The organism is Microbacterium sp. ACRRU (genome assembly GCF_022346945.1).
Classification (GTDB): Bacteria; Actinomycetota; Actinomycetes; order Actinomycetales; family Microbacteriaceae; genus Microbacterium; species Microbacterium mcarthurae.
Window position 1 is genome coordinate 27,000 of sequence record NZ_JAKRNI010000005.1, and the last position, 22,046, is coordinate 49,045.

Here is a 22,046-nt window from a genome sequence, read left to right on the forward strand (position 1 = left end):
GGCATCCCTTCGACGCCCCCGTGACCTCTCGGTTGCGGGGGCGTCGGCGTCCACGTCCGCGTCGCTCGCGAGGTGCCGACTTCGGCCGGGCCGTGTCGCGCTCCTGGCCGGTGGTCCGTCGCCCCCCCGGATCCGTGCGGGGCGGAACTCGTGCAATGGGGCGTCTATCGACCGCCCCGGTGCACGGATGGCGCCCCGATGCTGTCGCGGCCGCGGGGGGCCGGGGCGCGGGGACGACGGGCGGCGGCGCTGGGTGGGGCGCGACACCGGAAGTTGAGCCAATTCATATCAAGTCTGCTTGACGTCGCGAGGGGCCTGCGATAGCCTTGAGTCATCGCGGCTCAACCCGCGCAGCAGACTTTCCGCAAACCCCGAGTCGTGGCATCCGCCCGGCTCATGATCAAGGAGACACATATGCCACGTGCAGTGGGAATCGACCTCGGGACGACCAACTCCGTCGTGAGCGTGCTCGAGGGTGGCGAGCCCAAGGTCATCGCTAACGCCGAAGGCTTCCGCACGACCCCCTCGGTCGTCGCGTACACCAAGGATGGCGAGGTGCTCGTCGGCGAGACCGCCAAGCGCCAGGCCGTGACCAACGTCGACCGCACCGTCTCGTCCGTCAAGCGCCACATGGGCACGACCTGGACGTTCGACGTCGACGGCAAGAAGTGGACGCCGCAGGAGATCTCCGCGCGCATCCTCCAGAAGCTCAAGCGCGACGCCGAGGAGTACCTGGGCGACAGCGTGACGGATGCCGTCATCACGGTGCCCGCGTACTTCAACGACGCCGAGCGTCAGGCCACGAAGGAGGCCGGTGAGATCGCGGGCCTGAACGTCCTGCGCATCATCAACGAGCCCACCGCCGCAGCCCTCGCGTACGGCCTCGACAAGGGCAAGGAGGACGAGCTCATCCTCGTCTTCGACCTCGGTGGCGGAACGTTCGACGTGTCGCTGCTCGAGGTGGGCAAGGACGACGACTTCTCGACCATCCAGGTGCGCGCCACCGCCGGTGACAACCGCCTCGGTGGAGACGACTGGGACCAGCGGGTCGTCGACTACCTGATCAAGCAGTTCAAGGACACCACCGGTGTCGACGTGTCGGGCGACAAGATCGCCCTGCAGCGCCTCAAGGAGGCCGCGGAGCAGGCCAAGAAGGAGCTGTCGAGCTCGACTTCGACGTCCATCAACCTGCCGTACCTGTCGCTCACCGACTCCGGCCCCGTGTCGCTGTCCGAGACGCTCAGCCGCGCCAAGTTCGAGGACCTCACCAAGGACCTGCTCGACCGCACCCGCAAGCCGTTCTCGGATGTCATCCGTGAGGCCGGCGTCAAGGTCGACGACATCGCGCACGTCGTGCTCGTCGGCGGCTCGACCCGTATGCCCGCGGTCGCCGACCTGGTGAAGAAGGAGACCGGTCGCGACGCGAACAAGGGCGTCAACCCGGACGAGGTCGTCGCCGTCGGTGCCGCCCTGCAGGCCGGTGTCCTCAAGGGTGAGCGCAAGGACGTGCTGCTCATCGACGTCACCCCTCTGAGCCTCGGCATCGAGACCAAGGGCGGCATCATGACCAAGCTCATCGAGCGCAACACCGCCATCCCGACCAAGCGCAGCGAGACCTTCACCACCGCCGACGACAACCAGCCGTCGGTCGCGATCCAGGTCTTCCAGGGCGAGCGCGAGTTCACCCGCGACAACAAGCCGCTGGGAACCTTCGAGCTCACCGGTATCGCCCCGGCTCCCCGTGGCATCCCGCAGGTCGAGGTCACCTTCGACATCGACGCCAACGGCATCGTGCACGTGTCCGCCAAGGACAAGGGCACCGGCAAGGAGCAGTCGATGACCATCACGGGCGGCTCGTCGCTGCCCAAGGAGGACATCGAGCGCATGGTCCGCGAGGCCGAGGAGAACGCGGCGGAAGACAAGAAGCGCCGCGAGTCCGCCGAGACCCGCAACCAGGCCGAGACCCTGTCGTACTCGATCGAGAAGCTGATCAAGGACAACGAGGACAAGCTGCCCGAAGAGGTCAAGAACGACGTGCAGGCCGACGTCGACGCCCTCAAGACGGCGCTCGCCGGCGACGACGACGACGCGGTCAAGACCGCGTTCGACAAGCTCAACGCCAGCCAGGGCAAGCTCGGCGAGGCCATCTACGCCTCGTCGCAGGCCCAGGGCGAGCAGGCCGACCCCAACGTCGGTCAGCCCGGCAACGGTGAGACGCCGAACCCCGAGGAAGACGTCATCGACGCCGAAGTGGTCGACGACGACAACGACGACAAGAAGTAAGCGACAGAACTGATGGCACACAAGGACGACGAACAGCCCCAGGGCTCGGGCGCCGGTCCTGACGAGACGACGGGGCCGGAGGAGAACACCTCCGGCCCCGCGCCGTCGGGCGAGCAGGCTCCGGATGCCGAGGGCCTGACGATCGAGGACATCCTCGGCGCCGAGCAGACCCCCGAAGCCGCGGCAGAGGGCGCCTCCTCCGACAAGGAGGCCTCGCTGCTGATCGACCTCAAGCGGCTCCAGGCCGAGTACGCCAACTACCGTCGGCGGACGGAGGAGCAGCGCGAGCGCGAGATCGAACGCGCCAAGGGCGAAGCCGTGAAGGGCCTGCTGCCCGTCATGGACGACCTCGACCGCGCCGAGAAGCACGGAGACCTCGTCGAAGGCACCCCGTTCGCCGCGATCGGTGAGAAGGTGCGCGCGGTGGCCGAGCGGCTCGGAGTGGTCTCGTACGGCACCGCCGGTGAGCCCTTCGACCCGCAGCAGCACGAGGCGATCTTCCAGGCGCCCACTCCGGGCGTGACCCAGGCCACGGTGCTCGAGGTCGTCGAGGTGGGCTACCGCCTCGGCTCCGTCGAGCTGCGACCGGCCAAGGTCGTCGTCGCCGTGCCGGCTGAGTAGGAGGACGCATGGCGAGTCAGGACTGGTTCGACAAGGACTTCTACAAGGTCCTCGGTGTCGACAAGGGCGTGAGTGCTGCCGATCTGAAGAAGACGTATCGCAAGCTCGCGCGCCAGTACCACCCCGACTCGAACCCGGGCGACGCGAAGGCCGAAGCGAAGTTCAAGGAGATCAGCGAGGCGTACGCCGTGCTGAACGACCCCGAGCAGCGCGAGGAGTACGACCAGATCCGGGCCATGGGCTCGGGGGCGCGCTTCTCGGCGCCGGGATCCGGTGCGGGCGGCGGCTTCGACGACGTCTTCAGCCGGTTCGGGCAGCAGCGCGGTGGGACCACGGCGGGCGGATTCGAGGATTTCTTCTCGATGTTCGACCAGCAGGGGGCGGGCTTCGGGTCGGGTCGCTTCGGCCAGCCGTCGGGCGGATACCGGGGCTTCGGCGGTCCGCAGCGAGGCGCCGACGTCACGGCACGCACCACGCTCGACTTCGTCACCGCGGCGAAGGGCGAGACGATCACGCTGCAGGGCGAAGACAACGTACCGTTCAAGGTCAAGATCCCCGCGGGTGTCGCGGACGGCCAGAAGATCCGGTTGCGCGGTCGTGGCCGCCCGTCCCCGGACGGGGGCGAGAGCGGCGACATCGTGGTGACGGTGGCCGTTCGGCCGCACCCGGTGTTCTCCCGCGAGGGGCTGAACCTGCGGCTGACGGTCCCGGTGACCTTCACCGAGGCGGCCCTCGGCGCCACGATCGAGGTGCCGACCCTGGGCGGAGACCCCGTGCGGCTGCGGGTCGCCCCGGGCACCCCGTCCGGTCGTGTGCTCCGCGTCAAGGGACGTGGCATCCACTCGTCCAAGGGCACCGGCGATCTTCTCGCCGAAGTCCAGGTGGCCGTGCCCGACCACCTCGATGAAGCGGCCCGTGAGGCCCTCGAGCGCTTCCACGCGCTCGAACCGAAGGAAAACCCCCGCGCCGACCTCATGGCCAAGGCGCGACAGTAACGCCGAGTCCCTGGCATCCGGGACAATCGGATGCCAGGGACAGGCGATCGACGCGAAAGGAGAGGCCGTGTCCGAGAGAGAACTCGACGAGGACGCACCGATCTTCGCGATCGCCGTCGCCGCGGAGCTGTCGAACATGCACCCGCAGACGCTGCGGCAGTACGACCGGCTGGGTCTGGTCGTGCCCGCGCGCACACAGGGCGGATCGCGGCGATACTCGAGCCGGCACGTGCAACAGTTGCGGGAGGTCGCGCGACTGTCGAGCGAAGGCATGAGCCTGCCCGCGATCGCGCGTCTCTTGGCCCTCGAGGAGCGCGTGCACGACCTCTCGCGCCGCGTCGCGGACCTCGAGCGTCAGTTGATGGCCGAGCGGCAGTCGCGTCCCGGTGCGCGGGTCTTCGCCGCCGGCGCCACGGGCTCGGTCGTAACGCTCCGTCACGGTGCACGCGTGCGTCGCGCAACGGACGTGGTGCTGTGGCGCCCGCACGGCGTCCTCGGCCACGACGAGGGCTGACGGCGCGCGGCGACGATCGCGGCCGATCGCTCGGGCGCCTGGGACGGCGGGCAGCGGCGGCCGTAGAGTGCGAGGATGACGCCGTCCTCCGCACACCCCTCGCCGCGCGCGCGGGGGGAGACTGCCGCGACGAAGCGCTGGGAGAAGTGGACCTATTGGCCGCTGACCGGGCTCGCGTTGCTCTGGGTCATCGTGTATACCGCTCAGGTGGTCGGCGACGTGCGGGGCACGTGGCAGGGCGTGACGGGGATCTTCATGCTCGCAGCGCAGCTCGTCTTCGCCGGCGACTATCTGATCCGGCTGATGTGGGCCGCTCCACGCGGATCGTGGTTCCGCCATCACCTGCTCGACCTCGCCGTGGTCTTCGTTCCCACTCTGCGGCCGGTGCGACTGCTGGGGGCACTGACCCGCCTGGCGAGCTTCACGCGCACCGTCGGCAGCTCCCTCCGGGCCGAGCTGCTCATCTACGGCATCGGTAGCGTGCTGCTTCTCATCTGGCAGGTGTCGCTCGTCGTGCTGCAGGCGGAGCGGCACGCTCCCGGCGCGAACATCCTCACCTTCGGTGACGCGGTGTGGTGGGCCTTCTGCACCGTCACGACCGTCGGGTACGGCGACTACGCCCCGGTCACGGTCGTGGGCCGCGTCGCGGCCGTCGTCCTCATGGCCGGCGGCGTGGTGCTCGTCGGGCTCATCGTCGCGACGATCTCGTCGTGGGCTTCGGAGCGCGTCTCGCACGCCCGGCGACGGGAGCCGGCATCCACCGTCCAGGGCGACGACCCGACGCCCCCGTCGCGGTGACGCGTCCCGCGCGCGGCGGGCGCCCGCACCTTACGCGGGATCGAGGCGCAGCACCGTGGCGGACTCGCCGACGCGCAGGTCGTCGACGACGCGCAGCGTGCGCGCAACGTCGTCGACCGCGCCGATGACCGTGCCGAATCGTTCACGGTCGGCGCAGACCGCGGTGACGGTGACGAAGTGCGCCCCGGTGTCCCAGGTGTAGGTCGCGAATGGCGGGGTGCGTTCGTCGGCGGGAAGCGGCATCGCGAGCTTCTCGCCCACTCCGAGATGCGGGTTGCGGAAGGCCTCGGTGTCGTCGTACTCCATCGGCATCATGGCCCGGGCGGCTCGCAGCTGCGGCGTCGCCTCCTGCAGTTGTGCCATCACGACGAGCAGATCGGGGTCGGTTCGCCACACCCACACGAGTACTCGGCCGGCTGCCCGGCGCATGAGAAGCGGCGCAGCCTGGCTCGCCACCCAGGCGAAAACACCGCTTCCCGGACGCTCGGTCGCGCCGACGGCGCGATTCGCCTGCGCCAAGAGCATGCGGATGGCCGCCTTGCGGTGGCGTCGGCCGCGCCAGCCGAGGGAACCCGTGACGGGCACCCAGAGGTCGGCGGGGGCGTCGGCCTGGAGACGAGGCATGGTCTCAGACTACGATCACCGGCACGCGGGCACCTGGCAGATTCCGGTGTCGGGGGCGTGGATGCCAGATCCCCGCGCTCGCGTACGCCTGCGGCGGAAGCGCTCCCGCAATGTCGATGGTTCGTGCCACTCTTGATGCGCGGTGCTCGTGCCGCCCCGATCTGACATCCGGAGAACGTCGTGCTCGGAAAACTCCTCATCCGGTATCTCTCGAAGTACCGCTGGCTTCTTGTGGCCATCCTCGTGTTCCAGGCCGCGTCCGCGGTCGCGACGCTCTATCTGCCGCGCCTCAACGCCGACATCATCAACCTGGGCGTCGCGCGCGGCGACACCGGCTACATCTGGTCCCGCGGCGTGATCATGCTCGTGATCTCGCTCGGGCAGATCACCGCCTCGGTGATCGCCACCTACTTCGCGGCGCGAGCAGCCATGGCCGCCGGCCGCGACATCCGGCGCGACGTCTTCGAGCGGGTGAGCGGCTTCTCCGAGCGTGAGCTCTCGCAGTTCGGTGCCGGCTCGCTCATCACGCGCAACACCAACGACGTGCAGCAGGTGCAGATGCTGGCGATGATGGGCGCGACGATGCTCGTGAGCGCACCCCTCCTCGCCATCGGTGGCATCATCATGGCTCTCCAGCAAGACGTGGGACTGAGCTGGCTGATCGGCGTCGCCGTCCCCGTTCTGCTCGTCGCTGTCGCCCTCATCATCGCGCGCATGGTTCCGCTGTTCCGCAGCTACCAGACCAAGCTCGACGCCGTGAACCGCATCATGCGCGAGCAGCTGACGGGCGTGCGCGTCGTGCGGGCGTTCGTGCGGGAGCGCATCGAAGAGCAACGGTTCCGCGGCGCGAACACCGACATCCTCGTGGTGGGTCGCAAGGTGGGTTCGCTGTTCGTCCTGCTCTTCCCGCTCGCGATGCTCGTGCTCAACGTCACTGTCGTGGGTGTCATCTGGTTCGGTGGCATCCAGGTCGATGCCGGGGGCGTCGAGATCGGTACGCTCTTCGCCTTCATCCAGTACGTCGCGCAGATCCTCGGCGGCGTGCTGATGGCGAGCTTCATGACCGTGATGATTCCGCGCGCCGCTGTCTCGGCCGAGCGCATCGGCGAGGTGCTCGACAGCCGGTCGACGCTCGTGCGGCCCGAGTCTCCCGTGGCGGTCTTCCCCACGCCGGGCGAAGTGGTGTTCGACAATGTCGCGTTCGCGTATCCGGGTGCCGAGGCTCCGGTCGTCTCCGGGATCACCTTCACGGCGGCGCCGGGCGAGACGGTGGCGATCGTCGGGTCGACCGGGGCGGGAAAGACCACGCTGGTCTCTCTCATCCCGCGCTTGTTCGACGTCACCGACGGCGCGGTCCGCGTCGGCGGTGTCGACGTTCGCGAGGCCGACCTCGATGAGCTGTGGAAGGGCATCGGTCTCGTGCCGCAGCGCCCGTTCCTCTTCAGCGGCACCGTGGCATCCAACCTTCGGTTCGGTCGCGAAGAGGCCACGGACGACGAGTTGTGGCGCGCACTCGAGATCGCTCAGGGGCGAGACTTCGTCTCCGAGATGGAGGGCGGTCTCGAGGCTCGCATCGCGCAGGGCGGCACCAACGTCTCGGGCGGACAACGACAGCGCCTCGCCATCGCGCGCGCGATCGTCCACCGACCCCGCGTTCTCGTGTTCGACGACTCGTTCTCGGCCCTCGACCTCAGCACCGACGCGCGATTGCGCAGAGCCCTGTGGGACGAGCTGCCCGACGTGACGAAGATCGTCGTGGCGCAGCGCGTCTCGACCATCACGGGGGCCGATCGCATCGTGGTCCTCGAAGACGGTCGCATGGTCGGTCTCGGCACGCACGACGAACTCCTCCAGAGCAGCGCCACGTACCGCGAGATCGTCGAGTCGCAGCTGGGGGTGGAAGCATGACCGCCCCCGACGCCCTCACCGAGGAGGACCGCGCCGAGCTCGAACTCGCCGAGCAGGCTCGCCAGAATTCCGGCGACTGGAACAGCGTCGCCCCCGGCAAAGCGGCGGAGTTCGGCCCGAGCTTCCGCCGCCTCATCGGTCTGCTGCGGCCCTACGCCTGGGCCTTCGCGTTCGTGTCGTTCCTGGGGGCGATCGGTGTCGTCCTCGCGGTGCTCGCGCCGCGCGTGCTGGGTGACGCGACGAACATCATCTTCGAGGGCGTCGTCTCGAAGTCGCTCGCGCAGGGCTTCCCCGAGGGGACGCCCAAAGAGACCGTGGTGGAGGCGCTTCGATCCGCGGGTCAGGGCGACATCGCCAACATCGTCTCAGCGATGGACAACTTTCAGGTGGGCGCGGGGGTCGACTTCGACGCGCTCCGGATGGTGATCGTCACCGTCCTCGCGATCTATGTCGGCTCCTCCCTGCTGTCGTGGATCCAGGGATACGTCATCAACGTCATCATGGTGCGCACCATGTGGCGCCTGCGCGAAGACGTCGAAGCCAAGATCAACCGCCTGCCGCTGTCGTACTTCGACCGGGTGCAGCGCGGCGAGCTGATCTCGCGTGTCACCAACGACATCGACAACATCACGCAGACGATGCAGCAATCGCTCTCGAGCGCCCTGACCTCCGTGCTGACGGTGGTCGGCGTGCTCATCATGATGTTCAGCATCTCGTGGCAGCTCGCGCTCGTGGCGCTGGTGTCGCTGCCGCTCATGGCCATCATCTTCGGCGTCATCGGCCCCAAGTCGCAGAAGGCTTTCGGCGAGCAGTGGAAGAAGGTCGGCCGCCTCAACGCCCGCGTCGAGGAGTCATTCTCCGGCCACGCGCTGGTCAAGGTCTACGGCCGTGAGAAGGACGCGCGCGCCAAGTTCGAGGTCGAGAACGAGGAGCTGTTCGAGGCGAGCTTCCGAGCGCAGTTCCTCTCCGGCATGATCATGCCCGGCATGATGTTCGTCGGAAACCTGACGTACGTCGGCATTGCGGTGCTCGGTGGCCTCATGGTCGCCGGCGGGCAGATCCGCCTCGGCGACGTGCAGGCGTTCATCCAGTACTCGCAGCAGTTCACCCAGCCGCTGTCGCAGCTGGGCGGCATGGCCGCGGTCGTGCAGTCGGGCACCGCGTCGGCCGAGCGGGTGTTCGCGCTCCTCGATGCGGACGAGCAAGACCCGGATGCCGCCGACGCTCCCGCCCATGTCGAGGGTCGCGGCGTCATCGAGTTCGAGTCGGTGCGCTTCGCGTACACGCCCGAGCGACCGCTCATCCGCGATCTGTCGTTCCGCGTCGAACCGGGGCAGACGGTGGCGATCGTGGGCCCGACCGGTGCCGGCAAGACCACCCTCGTGAACCTCATCATGCGGTTCTACGAACTCGACGGGGGACGCATCCTCCTCGACGGTCAGAACATCGCCGACCTCCGTCGCGACGACGTGCGCTCACGCACCGGCATGGTGCTGCAAGACCCGTGGCTGTTCGCCGGCACGATCCGCGACAACATCCGCTACGGCCGCGAATCCGCCACCGACGACGAGATCATCGAGGCCGCCGTCGCCACACGCGTCGACCAGTTCGTGCACTCGCTGCCCGAAGGCTACGACACGGTTCTCGACGAGGACGCCGCGAACGTCTCGGCGGGGGAGAAGCAGCTCATCACGATCGCGCGCGCGTTCGTCGCGCGTCCGTCGGTGCTGATCCTCGACGAGGCGACGTCATCGGTCGACACGCGCACCGAGCTGCTGCTGCAGCAGGCGATGGCCGCACTCCGCGAGGGGCGTACGTCGTTCGTCATCGCGCACCGTCTCTCGACGATCCGCGACGCCGACCTCATCCTCGTGATGGAGCACGGTGACATCGTCGAGCAGGGCTCGCACGACGAACTCATCCAGCGCCAGGGCGCGTACTGGCGGTTGTACCAGTCGCAGTTCGAGAGCGCCGCCGACGAGGAGACGCTCGTCGAGGTGGACGCTTCGCGCAGCTGACGCCGTGCCGGGGCGCGATCCGTGTAGCTGACCGCACGTCGGGGCGCGATCCGTGTAGCTGACCGCACGCCGGGGCGCGATCCGTGTAGCTGACCGCACGCCGGGGCGCGATGCGTGCAGCTGATCGCGCGTCGGGGCGCGATGCGTGCAGCTGATCGCGCGTCGGGGCGCGATGCGTGCACCGGGGCGCGCGATGACCGCCCCAGTGCACGGATGTCGCCCCGGCGCGGCAACCCGCCCCAGTGCACGGATGTCGCCCGGGCGCGGCTACCGGCCCCCGGTGCGGGACTGCCGCCCCGGTGCGCGGGTGCCGCCCCGGTGCGCGGGTGCCAGCCCTGTGGGCCGTGGCATCCGGGGGCCCCAGAACCCCTCGGGTACAGTTGTCGGGCGCATGCACCGCACCGTGCGACCCGTTCCGCCGCACAGATAGGCCTCACCACCCGTGACCACTCCTGCGACGCCCGCCCCCGATTCCTCCCCCGATCGGCCGCTCCGGGTCCTCATCGGCGCCGACACCTTCCTCCCGCACGTGAACGGAGCCGCGCGCTTCGCGGAGCGACTCGCCGCGGGCCTCGTGGCGCGGGGGCACGATGTGCACGTCTCGGCGCCGAGCGTCGGCCACGGCAACTCCGGCACCTTCACCGAGGTGATCGAGGGCGAGCCGATGACGATGCATCGCCTCCCGGCATACCGCTTCCTGCCGCACGACTGGCTCACCTTCGTCCTGCCGTGGCGGTCGAAGCACTACGCCCGCCAGGTGCTCGACCGGGTGAAGCCGGACGTCGTCCACATCCAGTCGCACATCGTCATCGGCCGCGGTCTCGCCCGCGAGGCCCGCAAGCGCGGCATCCCGGTCATCGCGACCAATCACGTCATGGCCGAGAACATCCTCGACTTCACGACCCTCCCCGACGCGCTCGACCGAGTTCTCGTCAAGCTCGCCTGGGCCGACGCCAAGCGCACGTTCGCCCTCACGCGCGCAGTGACGACACCGACCCGCCGCGCGGCGGACTTCCTCGAATCCACGCTCGGCATCGACGGCGTCATCCCGATCTCCTGCGGTATCGACCGCTCGAACTACACCGCCGACCTCGAGCCGCGCGACGCGAACCGCATCCTGTTCGTGGGGCGTCTGACGACCGAGAAGGGCATCGACGTCGTTCTGCGCGCTCTCGCGCAGCTCGATCCGGCGCTGGACGCGACGTTCGACATCGTCGGCGGTGGCGATCAGCGCCGCAACCTCGAGCAGCTCGCCGAGGAGCTCGGAGTGACCGACCGCGTCACGTTCCACGGGCACGCGTCGGAGGAGGACCTGCGCGCGCTCTACACGCGCGCCAGTGTTTTCGCGATCGCTTCCATCGCCGAGCTGCAGTCCATCGCGACGATGGAGGCCATGGCATCCGGGCTTCCGGTCGTCGCCGCGAACGCCGTCGCCCTCCCGCACCTCGTGCACGACGGCGAGAACGGGTACCTCTTCGAACCCGGGAACGCCGAAGAACTCGCCGCGCGCCTCACCGACGTCCTCGTCGCCGCGCCCGACGACCGTCGGCGCATGCAGCAGGCCTCGCTCGACGGCGTCCGCGTGCACGACATCGGTCGCACGCTCGACACCTTCGAGGCGCTGTACCGCGGACGCCCACTGCCGGAGTGACCACGTGCACGTGGTGATGTTCGCCGACCAGCACGTGGAATCGCTGGGTGGAGCGCAGGTGTCGATGCGGCTGCAACGACGATTCCTCGAGCGCGCCGGGCACACCGTCACGATCGTCGCCCCACGGATGCACCGCCCCGCTCCCACCGACGCCGCGTACGTCGACCTGCCCTCGGTGCCGGTCACCCTCGATCGCGAATATGCGCTGTCGTGGCCGGGCGCCCGCACGGATCGCTTCGTGGATGCCGCTCTCGCGGACCGTCCGCCCGTCGACGTGGTGCATGTGCAGGCGGACTTCTGGGGGGCCTTTATCGGCCACCGCTACGCGGCGCGGCACGGGCTGCCCGTCGTTCACACGATGCACAACCGCGTCGACGTCGGCATCGAGGCGACCGCGCCGTTTCCCGGTTTCGTGCTGCGAGTGCTGAACGCGTGGGCGCGGCGGGCGCTGCGCCCGGCGGTGCGGAGCGCAGGGGGCAGCGGTGGATCGGACGGCTGGGCCTACCTGCGGCGTCTCGCGGCCCTCTCCGCCGCGGTCACCGCCCCCTCCGCGCACTTCGCTCGGCGCCTCGAGGCCCACGGCGCGGTGCCACGAAGCGGCGATGCATCGGCTCCCGGTCATGCGGCCGCGCACGGCGGCGTCGACGTGGTGTGGAACGGCATCGACGACGACCTCCTCGACGCGGCTCTCGCTCAGGGCACGGCCGCACGTCGTCCCGGCCGCCCGCGCTTCGTGTGGATCGGTCGGATGAGCCCCGAGAAGCGTCTGCTGCCGTTCCTCGAGGCGGTGGCGACGTCGGGCATTGACGCCGAGGTCGAGGTCATCGGCGGCGGGGCGCAGCTCCGCGCGGCCCGCCGCCTGGTGGAGCGCGCACGGCCGGTGGCATCCATTCGCTTCTCGGGGAGGATGCCGTACGCCGAGACGCTCGCGCGCCTCGCCGCCGCGGACGCCGTCGTGCAGACCTCGATCGGCTTCGAAACGCAGGGGATGACGGTGTTCGAGGCCGCGTCGCTCGGCACTCCCGCCGTCGTGAGCGACCCCGACATCGCGGACGAGCTCGGCGCGGGCGTGTGGAGGGTGACGGATGCCACGGTGTCCGCGCTCGCCGAGACGCTCCGCCGCGCCGCCGCGGATATCGCCGCAGGTTCCCCGGTCCCGGTGGATCCGACGATCGGAGAGCGGTTCCGCCAGTCGTCGCGCACGGCCGCGATGGTCGAGGTCTACGCGCGCGCAGCTCGGCGCTGAGCCCGACCGGGGCGAATCGCGGCCGTCCGAGGCGGAGCGGTGTTCTCCGGGGTCGTCGCGCGTGCCGGAGGGGTTCGGGAGGTCGTGGCATCCACGCCTCCGGGGAGCCGGCGGGGGTCGGTGGGCACGCGGCCGTAGCCGTCGGTGTGAATGAGCCACGCCGATGCACCGATGCCGAGGAGGACGAGGACGCCGAGAGCAATGAAGTAAGCCATGGCAGAGAAGCTACGTCTGTACGAATCATGCCCACGAGTGGCATGATGGACGTCCATCATCGCTTTTCTGCCATCGGAGGGTCCATGCGTTCCGTCGCCGTCGTCGTCCAGCCCGGTTTCGCGCCGTTCGAATTCGGTCTCGCGTGCGAGGCGTTCGGACTCGATCGCAGCGATGACGGCATCCCGAACTTCGATTTCCGGATCGTCAGCCCCGAGCCCGGGGCGGTCCCGTCGAACATGGGCTTCTCGATCAACGTCGAACGAGGGCTCGACGCGGCCGAGGACGTCGACATCCTCGTGCTCGCTCCCATTCCGCGTGCACAGTGGGGCGCGGTGGACCAGCGGGTCCTGGAGCTCGTGCGGCGCGTTCACGCCCGGGGCGCGTGGCTGCTGAGCGTATGCAGCGGGTCGTTCGTCCTCGCGGCATCCGGCGTGCTCGACGGTCGCCGCGCCACCACGCACTGGCGCTACGCCGACACCATGAGCCGCATGTACCCGGAGATCGACGTCGACCCCGATGTGCTGTACGTGCAGTCCGACAACATCATCACCAGCGCCGGCACCGCGGCGGGGCTCGACGCCTGCCTGCACCTTCTGCGTCAGGAACTCGGTGCCGAGCTGACGAACCGCATCGCGCGGCGCATGGTCGTCGCGCCGCAGCGCGACGGCGGGCAGGCGCAGTTCATCGCTTCGCCGCTTCCCGTCGACACCTCGCTCTCCCTCGCGCCGGTGACCGAATGGATGCTCCAGAACCTCCACGACGACCTGCCCGTCGAACGCCTTGCCGCCCGCGCGCACATGTCGCCGCGGACGTTCGCCCGCCGGTTCAAGTCCGACTTCGGTGCGACACCGGCGGCGTGGTTGGCTCGGCAACGGTTGCTGCACGCCCAGCGGCTGCTCGAAGAGACCGATCTCGGACTCGATCGCATCGCGGCGGAGTGCGGCTTCGGTTCCGCCGCGGTGCTGCGGCAGAACTTCGCCCGCACGATGGGGCTCACCCCGACCGCGTACCGCGCCCGATTCTCGTGCGCGCACGAGCCCGTGGCATCCCGGGAGCCCATCCCCGCCTGACGCGCGGCTCTCTCCGGTCCGCGAGACGTCATCGCGCCGTCATCTCCCGCGCAGCCTGCGCCGGTCTCGTCGGTGCGATAACGTCTCGCGGTTGCGAACCCGGTGACCCATTGCCGCCTCGGGAGTGCGCTGCTAAACTTGAGTCAACGCAGCTCAAGTTTGCGAAAGACTTCCCAGGAGAACGAATGAACGCCACGCAGCAGCCGGGGCAGGAAGACGCCCGCAGCGCCCTCGAGCAATTCGGCATCAACCTCACCGACCGGGCCCGCCAGGGCAAGCTCGACCCCGTCATCGGGCGCGACAGCGAGATTCGGCGCGTCAGCCAGGTCCTCACCCGTCGCACCAAGAACAACCCCGTGCTCATCGGCGAACCCGGCGTCGGCAAGACCGCCGTCGTCGAGGGCCTCGCGCAGCGCATCGTCGCGGGCGACGTCGCCGAAAGCCTCAAGAACAAGGAGCTCGTCGCTCTCGACATCTCGGCACTCGTCGCCGGTGCCATGTACCGCGGCCAGTTCGAGAAGCGCCTGAAGAGCGTCCTGAAGGAGATCACCGAGTCCGACGGGCGCATCATCACGTTCATCGATGAGCTGCACGTGCTTATGGGTGCCGGTGGCGGCGAGGGCTCGGTCGCGGCATCCAACATGCTCAAGCCCATGCTCGCCCGCGGTGAGCTGCGCCTCATCGGCGCGACCACGCTCGACGAGTACCGCGAGTTCATCGAGAAGGATGCCGCGCTCGAACGCCGCTTCCAGCAGGTGTACGTCGGCGAGCCCACGGTCGAAGACACCATCGCGATCCTCCGCGGCCTCAAAGAGCGCTACGAGGCGCACCACAAGGTCGCGATCGCCGACGCGGCGCTGGTCGCGGCGGCATCCCTCTCCAACCGGTACATCCCGTCGCGGCAGCTGCCCGACAAGGCCATCGACCTGATCGACGAGGCCGCGTCGCGCCTGCGCATGGAGATCGACTCGGCCCCGCTCGAGATCGACGAGCTCCGCCGGCACGTCGACCGGCTCAAGCTCGAAGAGCTCGCGCTGAAAAAAGAAAAGGACGCCGCCTCGAAGGAGCGTCTGGCGACCCTCCGCGAGACCCTGGCCGCCGAGCAGGCGAAGCTCGACGAGCTGCAGGCCCGGTGGGAGCGCGAGCGTGCGTCGCTCAACCGCGTCGGTGACCTCAAGACCCGCCTCGACGCCGCCCGCGTGGATGCCGAGCGCGCCCAACGCGAGGGCAACCTCGAGCGTGCGTCGCGCCTGCTGTACGCCGACATCCCGGCGCTCGAACGGGAGCTGATGACCGCCGAACGCGAAGAGCCCGCCGGCGACCGCATGGTCAACGAGCAGGTCACCGACGAAGACATCGCCGCCGTGATCGCCGCGTGGACCGGCATCCCGGTCGGGCGTCTCCTGCAGGGCGAGACCGAGAAGCTGCTGCACCTCGAGCGCGAGCTCGGCAAGCGCCTGATCGGACAGAAGGATGCCGTGAAGGCGGTGTCCGACGCCGTCCGGCGTTCGCGGGCGGGCATCAGCGACCCGAATCGCCCCGTCGGCTCCTTCCTGTTCCTGGGCCCCACCGGTGTCGGAAAGACCGAGCTCGCGAAGGCGCTCGCCGACTTCCTCTTCGACGACGAGCACGCCATGGTGCGCATCGACATGTCAGAGTACGGCGAGAAGCACTCCGTCGCACGGCTCGTCGGTGCCCCTCCGGGGTACATCGGCTACGAGCAGGGCGGTCAGCTCACCGAAGCGGTGCGTCGGCGCCCGTACAGCGTCGTGCTGCTCGACGAGGTCGAGAAAGCCCACCCCGAGGTTTTCGACATCCTGCTGCAGGTGATGGACGACGGGCGGCTGACCGACGGTCAGGGCCGCACGGTCGACTTCACCAATGTCATCCTGATCCTGACGTCCAACCTCGGTTCGCCGATCCTCATCGACCCGACGCTCTCGATCGAGGTCAAGCGCGAGCAGGTGCAGGCGCTGGTGCGGCAGGCATTCAAGCCGGAGTTCGTGAACCGTCTCGACGACATCGTCATCTTCCAGGCGCTGACCGAGGACGACCTCGCTCAGATCGTCGAGCTCGCGGTCGACGCCCTGCACAAGCGGCTGCGCGAACGTCGCCTCACCCTCGCGGTCACGCCCGACGCGCGGTCGTGGCTCGCCGAGCGCGGGTACGACCCGGTGTACGGCGCGCGTCCGCTGCGGCGGCTCATCCAGTCCGAGGTGCAGGACCGCCTCGCGATGGCGATCCTCGCCGGTGGGGTGCATGACGGAGACCTGGTGAAGGTCGACGTGGCGAGCGACGGCGAGTCGCTCGTGCTCACGAGCGCGGGCCCCGCGGCCGAGCAGGGCGGCGCCGTGGACGACGACGTGATCGAGGCCGAGATCATCGAGTAGCTGTCGGGCGCCGCGGCAATGCGGTGCTGCGGCGTTGTGGTGCTGCGGGGTGCTGCGGTGCTGCGGCCCCCGCGGTGTCGCGCTGCGGGCCACGCCGGGGTCGGCACTCATGCATAAACGCGATTCGCGCGCATAAACGCGGTGTCCCCGTGTTTATCGTCGCGGATCGCGTTTATGCGTGGGGCGGGATGCCACGGCGGTGCCCGCCGCGACGCCCCGCCCGGCCTGCGCGCGGGTGCGCGCGCGGCCTCGCTACCCTGGCCGCATGACCATCGCGACGGCCGACCTCTACGACGAGCGCGGCGACGAACTGGACTCCCTCTCGCTGCAGCTGCTCGACCTCGGCGGACACGTCGCGTTCGACGGCCCGGTGCGCACGGTGCGCTGCCACCGCGACAACGCGCTTGTGAAGGAGGTGCTGGCCACCCCCGGCGACGGCGCCGTGCTCGTCATCGACGGCGGTGGATCGCTCGAGTCCGCCCTCGTCGGCGACCTCATCGCCGCGTCGGCGGTCGAGAACGGCTGGGCCGGGATCATCGTGCACGGGGCGATCCGGGACCGCGAAGCGATGGCATCCCTGCCGCTCGGGGTCAAGGCGCTCGGGTCGAATCCCCGCAAGAGCGCGAAGGGCGGCGTCGGTGAGATCGACGTCCCCGTGACGATCGCGGGTGTCGTGTTCGCGCCCGGCCGGCACGTCTGGGCCGATGACGACGGTGTCGTGGTCGAACGCTGAGTGCTTGAGACACACCGATTCCCGTTCGGAAGCGTCGCGGCGAGACCGCATTCCGCCGACGAGAAAGGCGCAGGCTGCCGCCGCGATGTCGGCGCGATGAAGTCTCGGCGAAGTACACCGGGCGCGCGCGGCACGGGGCGCGAACGGCGCGGGGCGCGCGCGGCACGGGCGCGAACGGCGACCGGCACGAACGGCGACCGGCGCGATCGGCGCCCGGCGCGAGCGGCGCGCCCCGACCCGTCTCAGGCGTCGAGCAGCAGCGTCTCGTCGAGGGGGCGACGCTTGCGGGGCGCGGCCTCGCGGGCGCGGACCGCCGCGTCCGCGGCATCCGGATCGCCGAAGGCGCCGACCGCGATCACGGTCACGGGGGCGAGGCGGGCGTCGAGCTCGAACGCCGTACGGAGGGCGTCGGCCGAGAACCCTCCCATCGTGTGGGTCGCGAGTCGGCGGGCGTGCGCCTCGATGGTGAAGAACGCCGCGGCCTGCCCGGCGTCGTAGGTGGCCCAGGGGCGCGGATTCCCCTCGGCGTCGGTGTTCTCGGCGAGCACGACGAGCAGTGCACCGGCAGCCGGTGCCCACCCCTGGTTGAAGCCGACGAGCGAATCGACGATGCGCGCGTGCGCGTCGGTGCCGCGGCGGGCGAGCAGGAAGCGCCACGGCTGGCTGTTGTTCGCGGACGGCGACCACCGGGCGGCCTCGAGGGCGGCACGCAGGGCCTCTTCGTCGATCGGGGTCTCGGCGTCGAAGACGCGGGTGCTCCAGCGCTCGGCGAGGACGTCGAGGATCGGGACGTCGGTCTGTGCGGTGCGGTCGAGAACGGGGGACATCAGTACTCCTGGGGATCGATACGGTGCGGGGGCGCCGTTGACCCTTTCCATCGAACGCCGTCGTCGCGCGTGATGTTCCCGTGTGACGGAGAAAGTCCGGTCACAGACCCCAGGATGCCGGCCCCGCGGTGCCCGCCGGGTACTCGTCGAGCGGCACCTCGTCGGCGCGCCACGCGTCGATGACCGGCTGCACGATGCGCCAGCACTGCTCGGCGGCGTCACCGCGGACCGCGAGCATGGCGTCGCCGTCGAGGATGCCGGAGAGAACTTCGCCGTAGGCCTTCAGCCCGCCCTCGCCGAGGTCGGCGGCAAGGCTCACGCGCTCGAGTTCGAGGGGGTCGTCCGCACCGTTGACGTTCAACCCGAGGCTCATGGTGTCGGGGCCGAGCGAGAACGTCAGCACCGTCGGCGAACTCTCGCCGATGAACCCGCCGGGCAGGTGTCGAACCGGCTTGAAGGTCACGGTCACCGCCCGGTCACCGCCGTCGGATCCGAGGCCCTTGCCCGAGCGCAGCACGATCGGCACGCCCTGCCAGCGGGCGGTGCGCACCTCGACGGTCATCTCGGCGAGCGTCTCGGTCTGCCGGGACGGGTCGACACCGGGCTCGTCGACGTACGACGTGAAGTGCCGGTCGCCGATCGTGCCCTCGGTGTAACGCGCGCGACGGGAGCTCGTGACCGGGTCGTCGTCCCAGACGTGGGTCGCCCGCAGGACCGCGGACGTGGCGTCACGCAGATCGAGCTGGTCGAGCGAGGAGGGCGGCTCCATCGTGACGAACGCCATGACCTGCAGCAGATGGCTCTGGATCATGTCGACGAGCGCCCCGGCGTGGTCGTAGTAGCCGGCGCGGCCCTCCAGCCCGAGCTTCTCGGGGTAGTCCACCGTGATGGTGGCGATGTCGTCCGCTGACCAGACGCTCTCGATGAGGCGGTTCGCGAACCGAACACCGAGGAGGTTCAGCACCGTCGAGCGGCCGAGGAAGTGGTCGATGCGGAACACCTGCTCTTCGGGCACCAGTTTGGCCACGAGCGCATTCAGCGCGTGAGCGCTGGCCTCGTCGGTGCCGAACGGTTTCTCCAGGGCCAGGATCGTCCCCTCGGGAATCGTCACGTCGGCCAGGGCGGCGCACGCCTTCTCGGCGACGGCGGGCGGAACGGCGAAGTACAACGCCGGTCGTCCCTCGGCGGCATCCAGGAGTCGCTGCAGATCCGCGGCCTGGGTGATGTCGGCTTGACTGTAGGTCGTGTCGGCCACGGTCGCGAAGGCCCCCTCGGCGCCGGTCGTCGCGAACGCCGCGCGCACGACGTCGCGCCAGTGCTCGTCGGTCCAGTCGTCCATCCCCGCGCCGTGCAACCGCACCGACCGGTTCGGTTCGCGCGTGAGCAGCTGCCCGAGAGCGGGGAGCAGGAGACGCGAGGTGAGGTCGCCCGAGGCGCCCAGGATGATCAGGGTGGTGTCCGCCGACATGCCGCCCACCGTAGCGCCCCCCGCCGACGTCGCGAGGTCGCTTGCACCGAGCCCGCGGATGCCACTAGCGCGACGCTCTGTCCGGATGTCGGCATCCCCTGCCACAATCGCGAGGGTGAGCACCCCGATCGAAGACTACGCCGTCCTCAGCAACTGCCGGTCGGCGGCTCTCGTGTCGCGGGAGGGCAGCATCGACTGGCTGTGCCTGCCCCGGTACGACAGCGGGTCGATGTTCGCAGCGCTCTTGGGCGATGAATCCCACGGGGCGTGGTCGTTGCGGCCCACCGACCCGGATGCCACGGTCACACGTCGGTATGACGAGGGCACGTTCGTGCTGGTCTCGCGGTGGGAGACGCCGACCGGCGTCGCCGAGGTGCACGAGGCCATGCCGATCGAGGAGGGCGTCGAGGCGGTGATCCGGCGGGTCGTCGGCATCTCGGGTGCCGTCGACTTCGTCAGCGAGGTGCGCTTCCGCTTCGACTACGCGCGGGCGGTGCCGTGGGTGCGGCAGGTCGGTCAGGGACACGAGCACGCGATCCTCGCGGTCGCCGGCCCGGATGCCGTGGTGCTGCGTGGTCCGCGGCTGATCGCTGTCGACACCGCCCACCGAGCGCTGTGGACCACCGTCGCCGGGGAGAGCGTCGACTCGGTGCTGGCGTGGGGTCCGTCGTGGCAGGACCCGCCCGCCCCGATCGACGTGGATGCCACGCTCAAACGCACGACCGAGTGGTGGGCCGAGTGGGCCGCACGGGTGATGGCCGGCGGCGAGCACGCCGAGCTCGTGACCCGATCACTCCTCGTGCTGCGCGCGTTGACGCATTCCGAGACCGGCGGGATCGTGGCGGCCGCCACGACCTCGCTGCCCGAGGATTTCGGGGGCGAGCGCAACTGGGACTACCGGTACGTGTGGTTGCGCGACGCGGCCCTGACGCTCAGCGCCTACATCGACCACGGCTTCCTCGAGGCGGCTCGGCGCTGGCGCCGCTGGCTGCTGCGGGCGATCGCGGGCGACCCGGCCGACGTGCAGATCATGTACGGCATCGCGGGGGAGCGGGATCTCCCCGAGCGCGAAGTCGCGAACCTGCCGGGCTACGGCGGCGCGCGGCCGGTGCGCATCGGCAACGGCGCGGTCGATCAGTATCAGGCCGACGTCATCGGCGAGGTCATGGTCGCCTTGGAGGCCGCGCGCAACGCCGGAGTGTCGGAGACGACGTTCTCGTGGGCGCTGCAACGCGCGTTGCTCGCTCAGCTGGTGCAGTGGTTCGACCGCCCCGACAACGGCATCTGGGAGATGCGCGGCGAACCGCACTTCTTCACCCACTCACGGGCGATGGTGTGGGCGGCGTTCGACCGCGGCATCCGGGCCGTCGAGCGGGACGGGCTCGACGGCGAGGTCGAGACGTGGCGGGTCCTGCGTGACCGCGCGCGCGCCGACATCGACGCGCGCGGTGTGCACGCCGGCGGGTGGTTCACGCAGCACTTCGACACCGACGAGGTCGACGCGTCGCTGCTGATCCTGCCGCAGGTGGGGTTCTGCGCGTACGACGACCCCCGCATGCTCGCCACCGTGGCCCGCATGGAGCAGACCCTGATGCCCGACGGGTGGCTGCTGCGGTACCGCACGACCGGCGTCGACGGTCTGGCCGGCGACGAACACCCCTTCCTCGCATGCTCGTTCTGGCTCGTCGGCCAGTATGCGCGGTCGGGGCGCCGCGCCGATGCGGTCACCCTGATGCGACGGCTCACGGCGGTCGCCAACGACGTGGGTCTGTTGTCCGAGGAGTACGACCCGCGCGGACGACGGCACGCCGGCAACACCCCGCAGGCACTGTCGCATCTCGCGCTCGTCGCCGCAGCGGACGCTCTCGGCACCACCGGCCCGTGAGCCGCGCGCGGGCTCTAGAGTCGTGCCATGAGCGACGACGACGTCGAGCTGAACCGCCTGCGCGAGCGCGTCTACGGCGACACCGGAGCACCGGCCACCCCGGGTGAGATCGCGCGCCTCGCCGAGCTGGAGGAGATGGTCCGAGCGCGGCGGACCCCGGACCGGGTCGCCCCGCCCGCTGCCACCGCACCGGACCCGACCGCGGAACCCGAGGACGAGCCGGACACCCCCGCGCCCCGTCATCACCGCGGAGTCGTCGTCCTCGCGGCGCTCGCGGGAGCGGGCGTCCTGCTCGGGGCGGGCTTCGCCGCCGGTGTCGCCTCGCCCGCCTTCCTCGCCGCCTCGCCGACGCCGTCTCCCACCTCGTCGGAGCCCTACCCGGAGCTGGTCCTGCCGCAGACCGACGACGACGTGATCTCCGCGAGCCTCATCGACGACAGCGGTATCGATCGCGCCACCACCCGTTACATCGCGGTCATGCGGGGCTTCCGCGTGTTCCTGGCTCAACCCGAACGCGGAGACGGCGTCTGCGTCGTCACGTTCATCGTCGTGAACGACCAGCCCTGGTCGGCGGGGTGCACGACCGGGAGCCCCTTCGACGACGGTGCCGTCTTCGGCATCGACCAGCACTTGAGCATCGCGCTCGGCGACACGTCGCGGATGTCGATCCGGGGGACGCCGGTGCGCCTGTCCGACTCGGTGACGGCCTACGTCACCGAGTGAGCGACCCCGCGGCCCTCACGGAACGACACGAGAAGCGGGATGGATGCCAGAAGCCGTGGCATCCATCCCGCCGGTG

18 protein-coding genes are annotated in these 22,046 nt (G+C 69.9%); 14 read left to right on the forward strand and 4 right to left on the reverse strand.

The annotated features are described in order from the left end of the window. The first annotated feature begins 414 nt into the window (after positions 1-414). The 5 genes from dnaK (at position 415) to MHY30_RS04620 (ending at position 5,211) form a co-directional block, all read left to right on the forward strand. Positions 415-2,283, forward strand: coding sequence for a molecular chaperone DnaK (gene dnaK, locus MHY30_RS04600; RefSeq protein ID WP_239275488.1), 1,869 nt, complete (start codon positions 415-417; stop codon positions 2,281-2,283). 12 nt (positions 2,284-2,295) lie between these two features. After that, positions 2,296-2,904 carry a nucleotide exchange factor GrpE gene (grpE, locus tag MHY30_RS04605; RefSeq protein ID WP_239275491.1) on the forward strand — a complete coding sequence of 203 codons (609 nt, stop codon included), beginning with the start codon at positions 2,296-2,298 and terminating at the stop codon, positions 2,902-2,904. An 8-nt stretch (positions 2,905-2,912) separates the two neighbouring features. Next, on the forward strand, positions 2,913-3,899 hold the full coding sequence (locus MHY30_RS04610) for a DnaJ C-terminal domain-containing protein (RefSeq protein WP_239275493.1): 987 nt from the start codon (positions 2,913-2,915) through the stop codon (positions 3,897-3,899). A gap of 67 nt (positions 3,900-3,966) precedes the next feature. Continuing rightward, complete coding sequence (locus MHY30_RS04615; RefSeq protein WP_239275495.1) at positions 3,967-4,413, forward strand: heat shock protein transcriptional repressor HspR; 447 nt, start codon at positions 3,967-3,969, stop codon at positions 4,411-4,413. Between the two features lie 75 nt (positions 4,414-4,488). Beyond that, on the forward strand, positions 4,489-5,211 hold the full coding sequence (locus MHY30_RS04620) for a potassium channel family protein (RefSeq protein WP_239275497.1): 723 nt from the start codon (positions 4,489-4,491) through the stop codon (positions 5,209-5,211). Between the two features lie 30 nt (positions 5,212-5,241). On the opposite strand, the gene MHY30_RS04625 is transcribed toward MHY30_RS04620, so the two are convergent. Then, positions 5,242-5,835, reverse strand: coding sequence for a hypothetical protein (locus MHY30_RS04625; RefSeq protein ID WP_239275499.1), 594 nt, complete (start codon positions 5,833-5,835; stop codon positions 5,242-5,244). Positions 5,836-6,015: 180 nt separating this feature from the next. Here MHY30_RS04625 and MHY30_RS04630 point away from each other — a divergent pair, with 180 nt between their 5' ends. From MHY30_RS04630 to MHY30_RS04645, 4 genes are all read left to right on the forward strand, one after another. Continuing rightward, positions 6,016-7,743 (forward strand): ABC transporter ATP-binding protein, encoded by a 1,728-nt coding sequence (locus MHY30_RS04630; RefSeq protein ID WP_239275500.1) that lies wholly within the window; start codon positions 6,016-6,018, stop codon positions 7,741-7,743. Further along, positions 7,740-9,761, forward strand: a complete 2,022-nt coding sequence (locus MHY30_RS04635; protein WP_239275502.1) for an ABC transporter ATP-binding protein — start codon at positions 7,740-7,742, stop codon at positions 9,759-9,761. Before MHY30_RS04630 ends, MHY30_RS04635 begins: the two co-directional genes overlap by 4 nt. 442 nt (positions 9,762-10,203) lie before the next feature. Further along, positions 10,204-11,412 carry a glycosyltransferase gene (locus MHY30_RS04640; RefSeq protein ID WP_239275504.1) on the forward strand — a complete coding sequence of 403 codons (1,209 nt, stop codon included), beginning with the start codon at positions 10,204-10,206 and terminating at the stop codon, positions 11,410-11,412. Between the two features lie 4 nt (positions 11,413-11,416). Further along, on the forward strand, positions 11,417-12,658 hold the full coding sequence (locus tag MHY30_RS04645) for a glycosyltransferase family 4 protein (RefSeq protein WP_239275506.1): 1,242 nt from the start codon (positions 11,417-11,419) through the stop codon (positions 12,656-12,658). Here the strand turns inward: MHY30_RS04645 and MHY30_RS04650 are convergent. Continuing rightward, positions 12,634-12,873, reverse strand: coding sequence for a hypothetical protein (locus tag MHY30_RS04650; RefSeq protein ID WP_239275508.1), 240 nt, complete (start codon positions 12,871-12,873; stop codon positions 12,634-12,636). The two genes, MHY30_RS04645 and MHY30_RS04650, sit on opposite strands and share 25 nt — an antisense overlap. 84 nt (positions 12,874-12,957) lie before the next feature. Here MHY30_RS04650 and MHY30_RS04655 point away from each other — a divergent pair, with 84 nt between their 5' ends. The 3 genes from MHY30_RS04655 (at position 12,958) to rraA (ending at position 17,067) form a co-directional block, all read left to right on the forward strand. Then, positions 12,958-13,944: a GlxA family transcriptional regulator gene (locus tag MHY30_RS04655; RefSeq protein ID WP_239275510.1), complete on the forward strand. Its 987-nt coding sequence runs from the start codon at positions 12,958-12,960 to the stop codon at positions 13,942-13,944. Positions 13,945-14,129: 185 nt separating this feature from the next. Then, the gene (locus tag MHY30_RS04660) at positions 14,130-16,334 is read left to right on the forward strand and encodes an ATP-dependent Clp protease ATP-binding subunit (protein ID WP_239275512.1); all 2,205 of its coding nucleotides are present in this window, start codon (positions 14,130-14,132) and stop codon (positions 16,332-16,334) included. Between the two features lie 265 nt (positions 16,335-16,599). Continuing rightward, a complete protein-coding gene (rraA, locus tag MHY30_RS04665; RefSeq protein ID WP_239275514.1) occupies positions 16,600-17,067 on the forward strand; it encodes a ribonuclease E activity regulator RraA in 468 nt (155 codons plus the stop codon). A gap of 242 nt (positions 17,068-17,309) precedes the next feature. Here rraA and MHY30_RS04670 read toward each other — a convergent pair whose 3' ends face one another. Further along, positions 17,310-17,894: a nitroreductase family protein gene (locus tag MHY30_RS04670; RefSeq protein ID WP_239275516.1), complete on the reverse strand. Its 585-nt coding sequence runs from the start codon at positions 17,892-17,894 to the stop codon at positions 17,310-17,312. A 100-nt stretch (positions 17,895-17,994) separates the two neighbouring features. After that, positions 17,995-19,362, reverse strand: a complete 1,368-nt coding sequence (locus tag MHY30_RS04675; protein ID WP_239275518.1) for a glucose-6-phosphate dehydrogenase — start codon at positions 19,360-19,362, stop codon at positions 17,995-17,997. 115 nt (positions 19,363-19,477) lie between these two features. On the opposite strand from MHY30_RS04675, the gene MHY30_RS04680 reads away from it, so the two are divergent. Together MHY30_RS04680 and MHY30_RS04685 are read left to right on the forward strand one after the other, a co-directional pair. Continuing rightward, positions 19,478-21,247, forward strand: coding sequence for a glycoside hydrolase family 15 protein (locus tag MHY30_RS04680; RefSeq protein WP_239275520.1), 1,770 nt, complete (start codon positions 19,478-19,480; stop codon positions 21,245-21,247). Between the two features lie 27 nt (positions 21,248-21,274). Next, positions 21,275-21,970: a hypothetical protein gene (locus MHY30_RS04685; protein WP_239275522.1), complete on the forward strand. Its 696-nt coding sequence runs from the start codon at positions 21,275-21,277 to the stop codon at positions 21,968-21,970. The last annotated feature ends 76 nt before the right edge of the window (positions 21,971-22,046 follow it).

Excerpts from the sequence above, each read along its gene's own strand:
- MHY30_RS04610 (WP_239275493.1), top strand. The coding sequence starts at position 2,913 with ATGGCGAGTCAGGACTGGTTCGACAAGGACTTCTACAAGGTCCTCGGT.
- MHY30_RS04660 (WP_239275512.1), top strand. The coding sequence starts at position 14,130 with ATGAACGCCACGCAGCAGCCGGGGCAGGAAGACGCCCGCAGCGCCCTC.
- grpE (WP_239275491.1), top strand. The coding sequence starts at position 2,296 with ATGGCACACAAGGACGACGAACAGCCCCAGGGCTCGGGCGCCGGTCCT.
- MHY30_RS04625 (WP_239275499.1), bottom strand. The coding sequence starts at position 5,835 with ATGCCTCGTCTCCAGGCCGACGCCCCCGCCGACCTCTGGGTGCCCGTC.
- MHY30_RS04670 (WP_239275516.1), bottom strand. The coding sequence starts at position 17,894 with ATGTCCCCCGTTCTCGACCGCACCGCACAGACCGACGTCCCGATCCTC.
- MHY30_RS04655 (WP_239275510.1), top strand. The coding sequence starts at position 12,958 with ATGCGTTCCGTCGCCGTCGTCGTCCAGCCCGGTTTCGCGCCGTTCGAA.
- MHY30_RS04635 (WP_239275502.1), top strand. The coding sequence starts at position 7,740 with ATGACCGCCCCCGACGCCCTCACCGAGGAGGACCGCGCCGAGCTCGAA.
- MHY30_RS04620 (WP_239275497.1), top strand. The coding sequence starts at position 4,489 with ATGACGCCGTCCTCCGCACACCCCTCGCCGCGCGCGCGGGGGGAGACT.
- MHY30_RS04650 (WP_239275508.1), bottom strand. The coding sequence starts at position 12,873 with ATGGCTTACTTCATTGCTCTCGGCGTCCTCGTCCTCCTCGGCATCGGT.
- MHY30_RS04675 (WP_239275518.1), bottom strand. The coding sequence starts at position 19,362 with ATGTCGGCGGACACCACCCTGATCATCCTGGGCGCCTCGGGCGACCTC.
- MHY30_RS04685 (WP_239275522.1), top strand. The coding sequence starts at position 21,275 with ATGAGCGACGACGACGTCGAGCTGAACCGCCTGCGCGAGCGCGTCTAC.
- rraA (WP_239275514.1), top strand. The coding sequence starts at position 16,600 with ATGACCATCGCGACGGCCGACCTCTACGACGAGCGCGGCGACGAACTG.
- dnaK (WP_239275488.1), top strand. The coding sequence starts at position 415 with ATGCCACGTGCAGTGGGAATCGACCTCGGGACGACCAACTCCGTCGTG.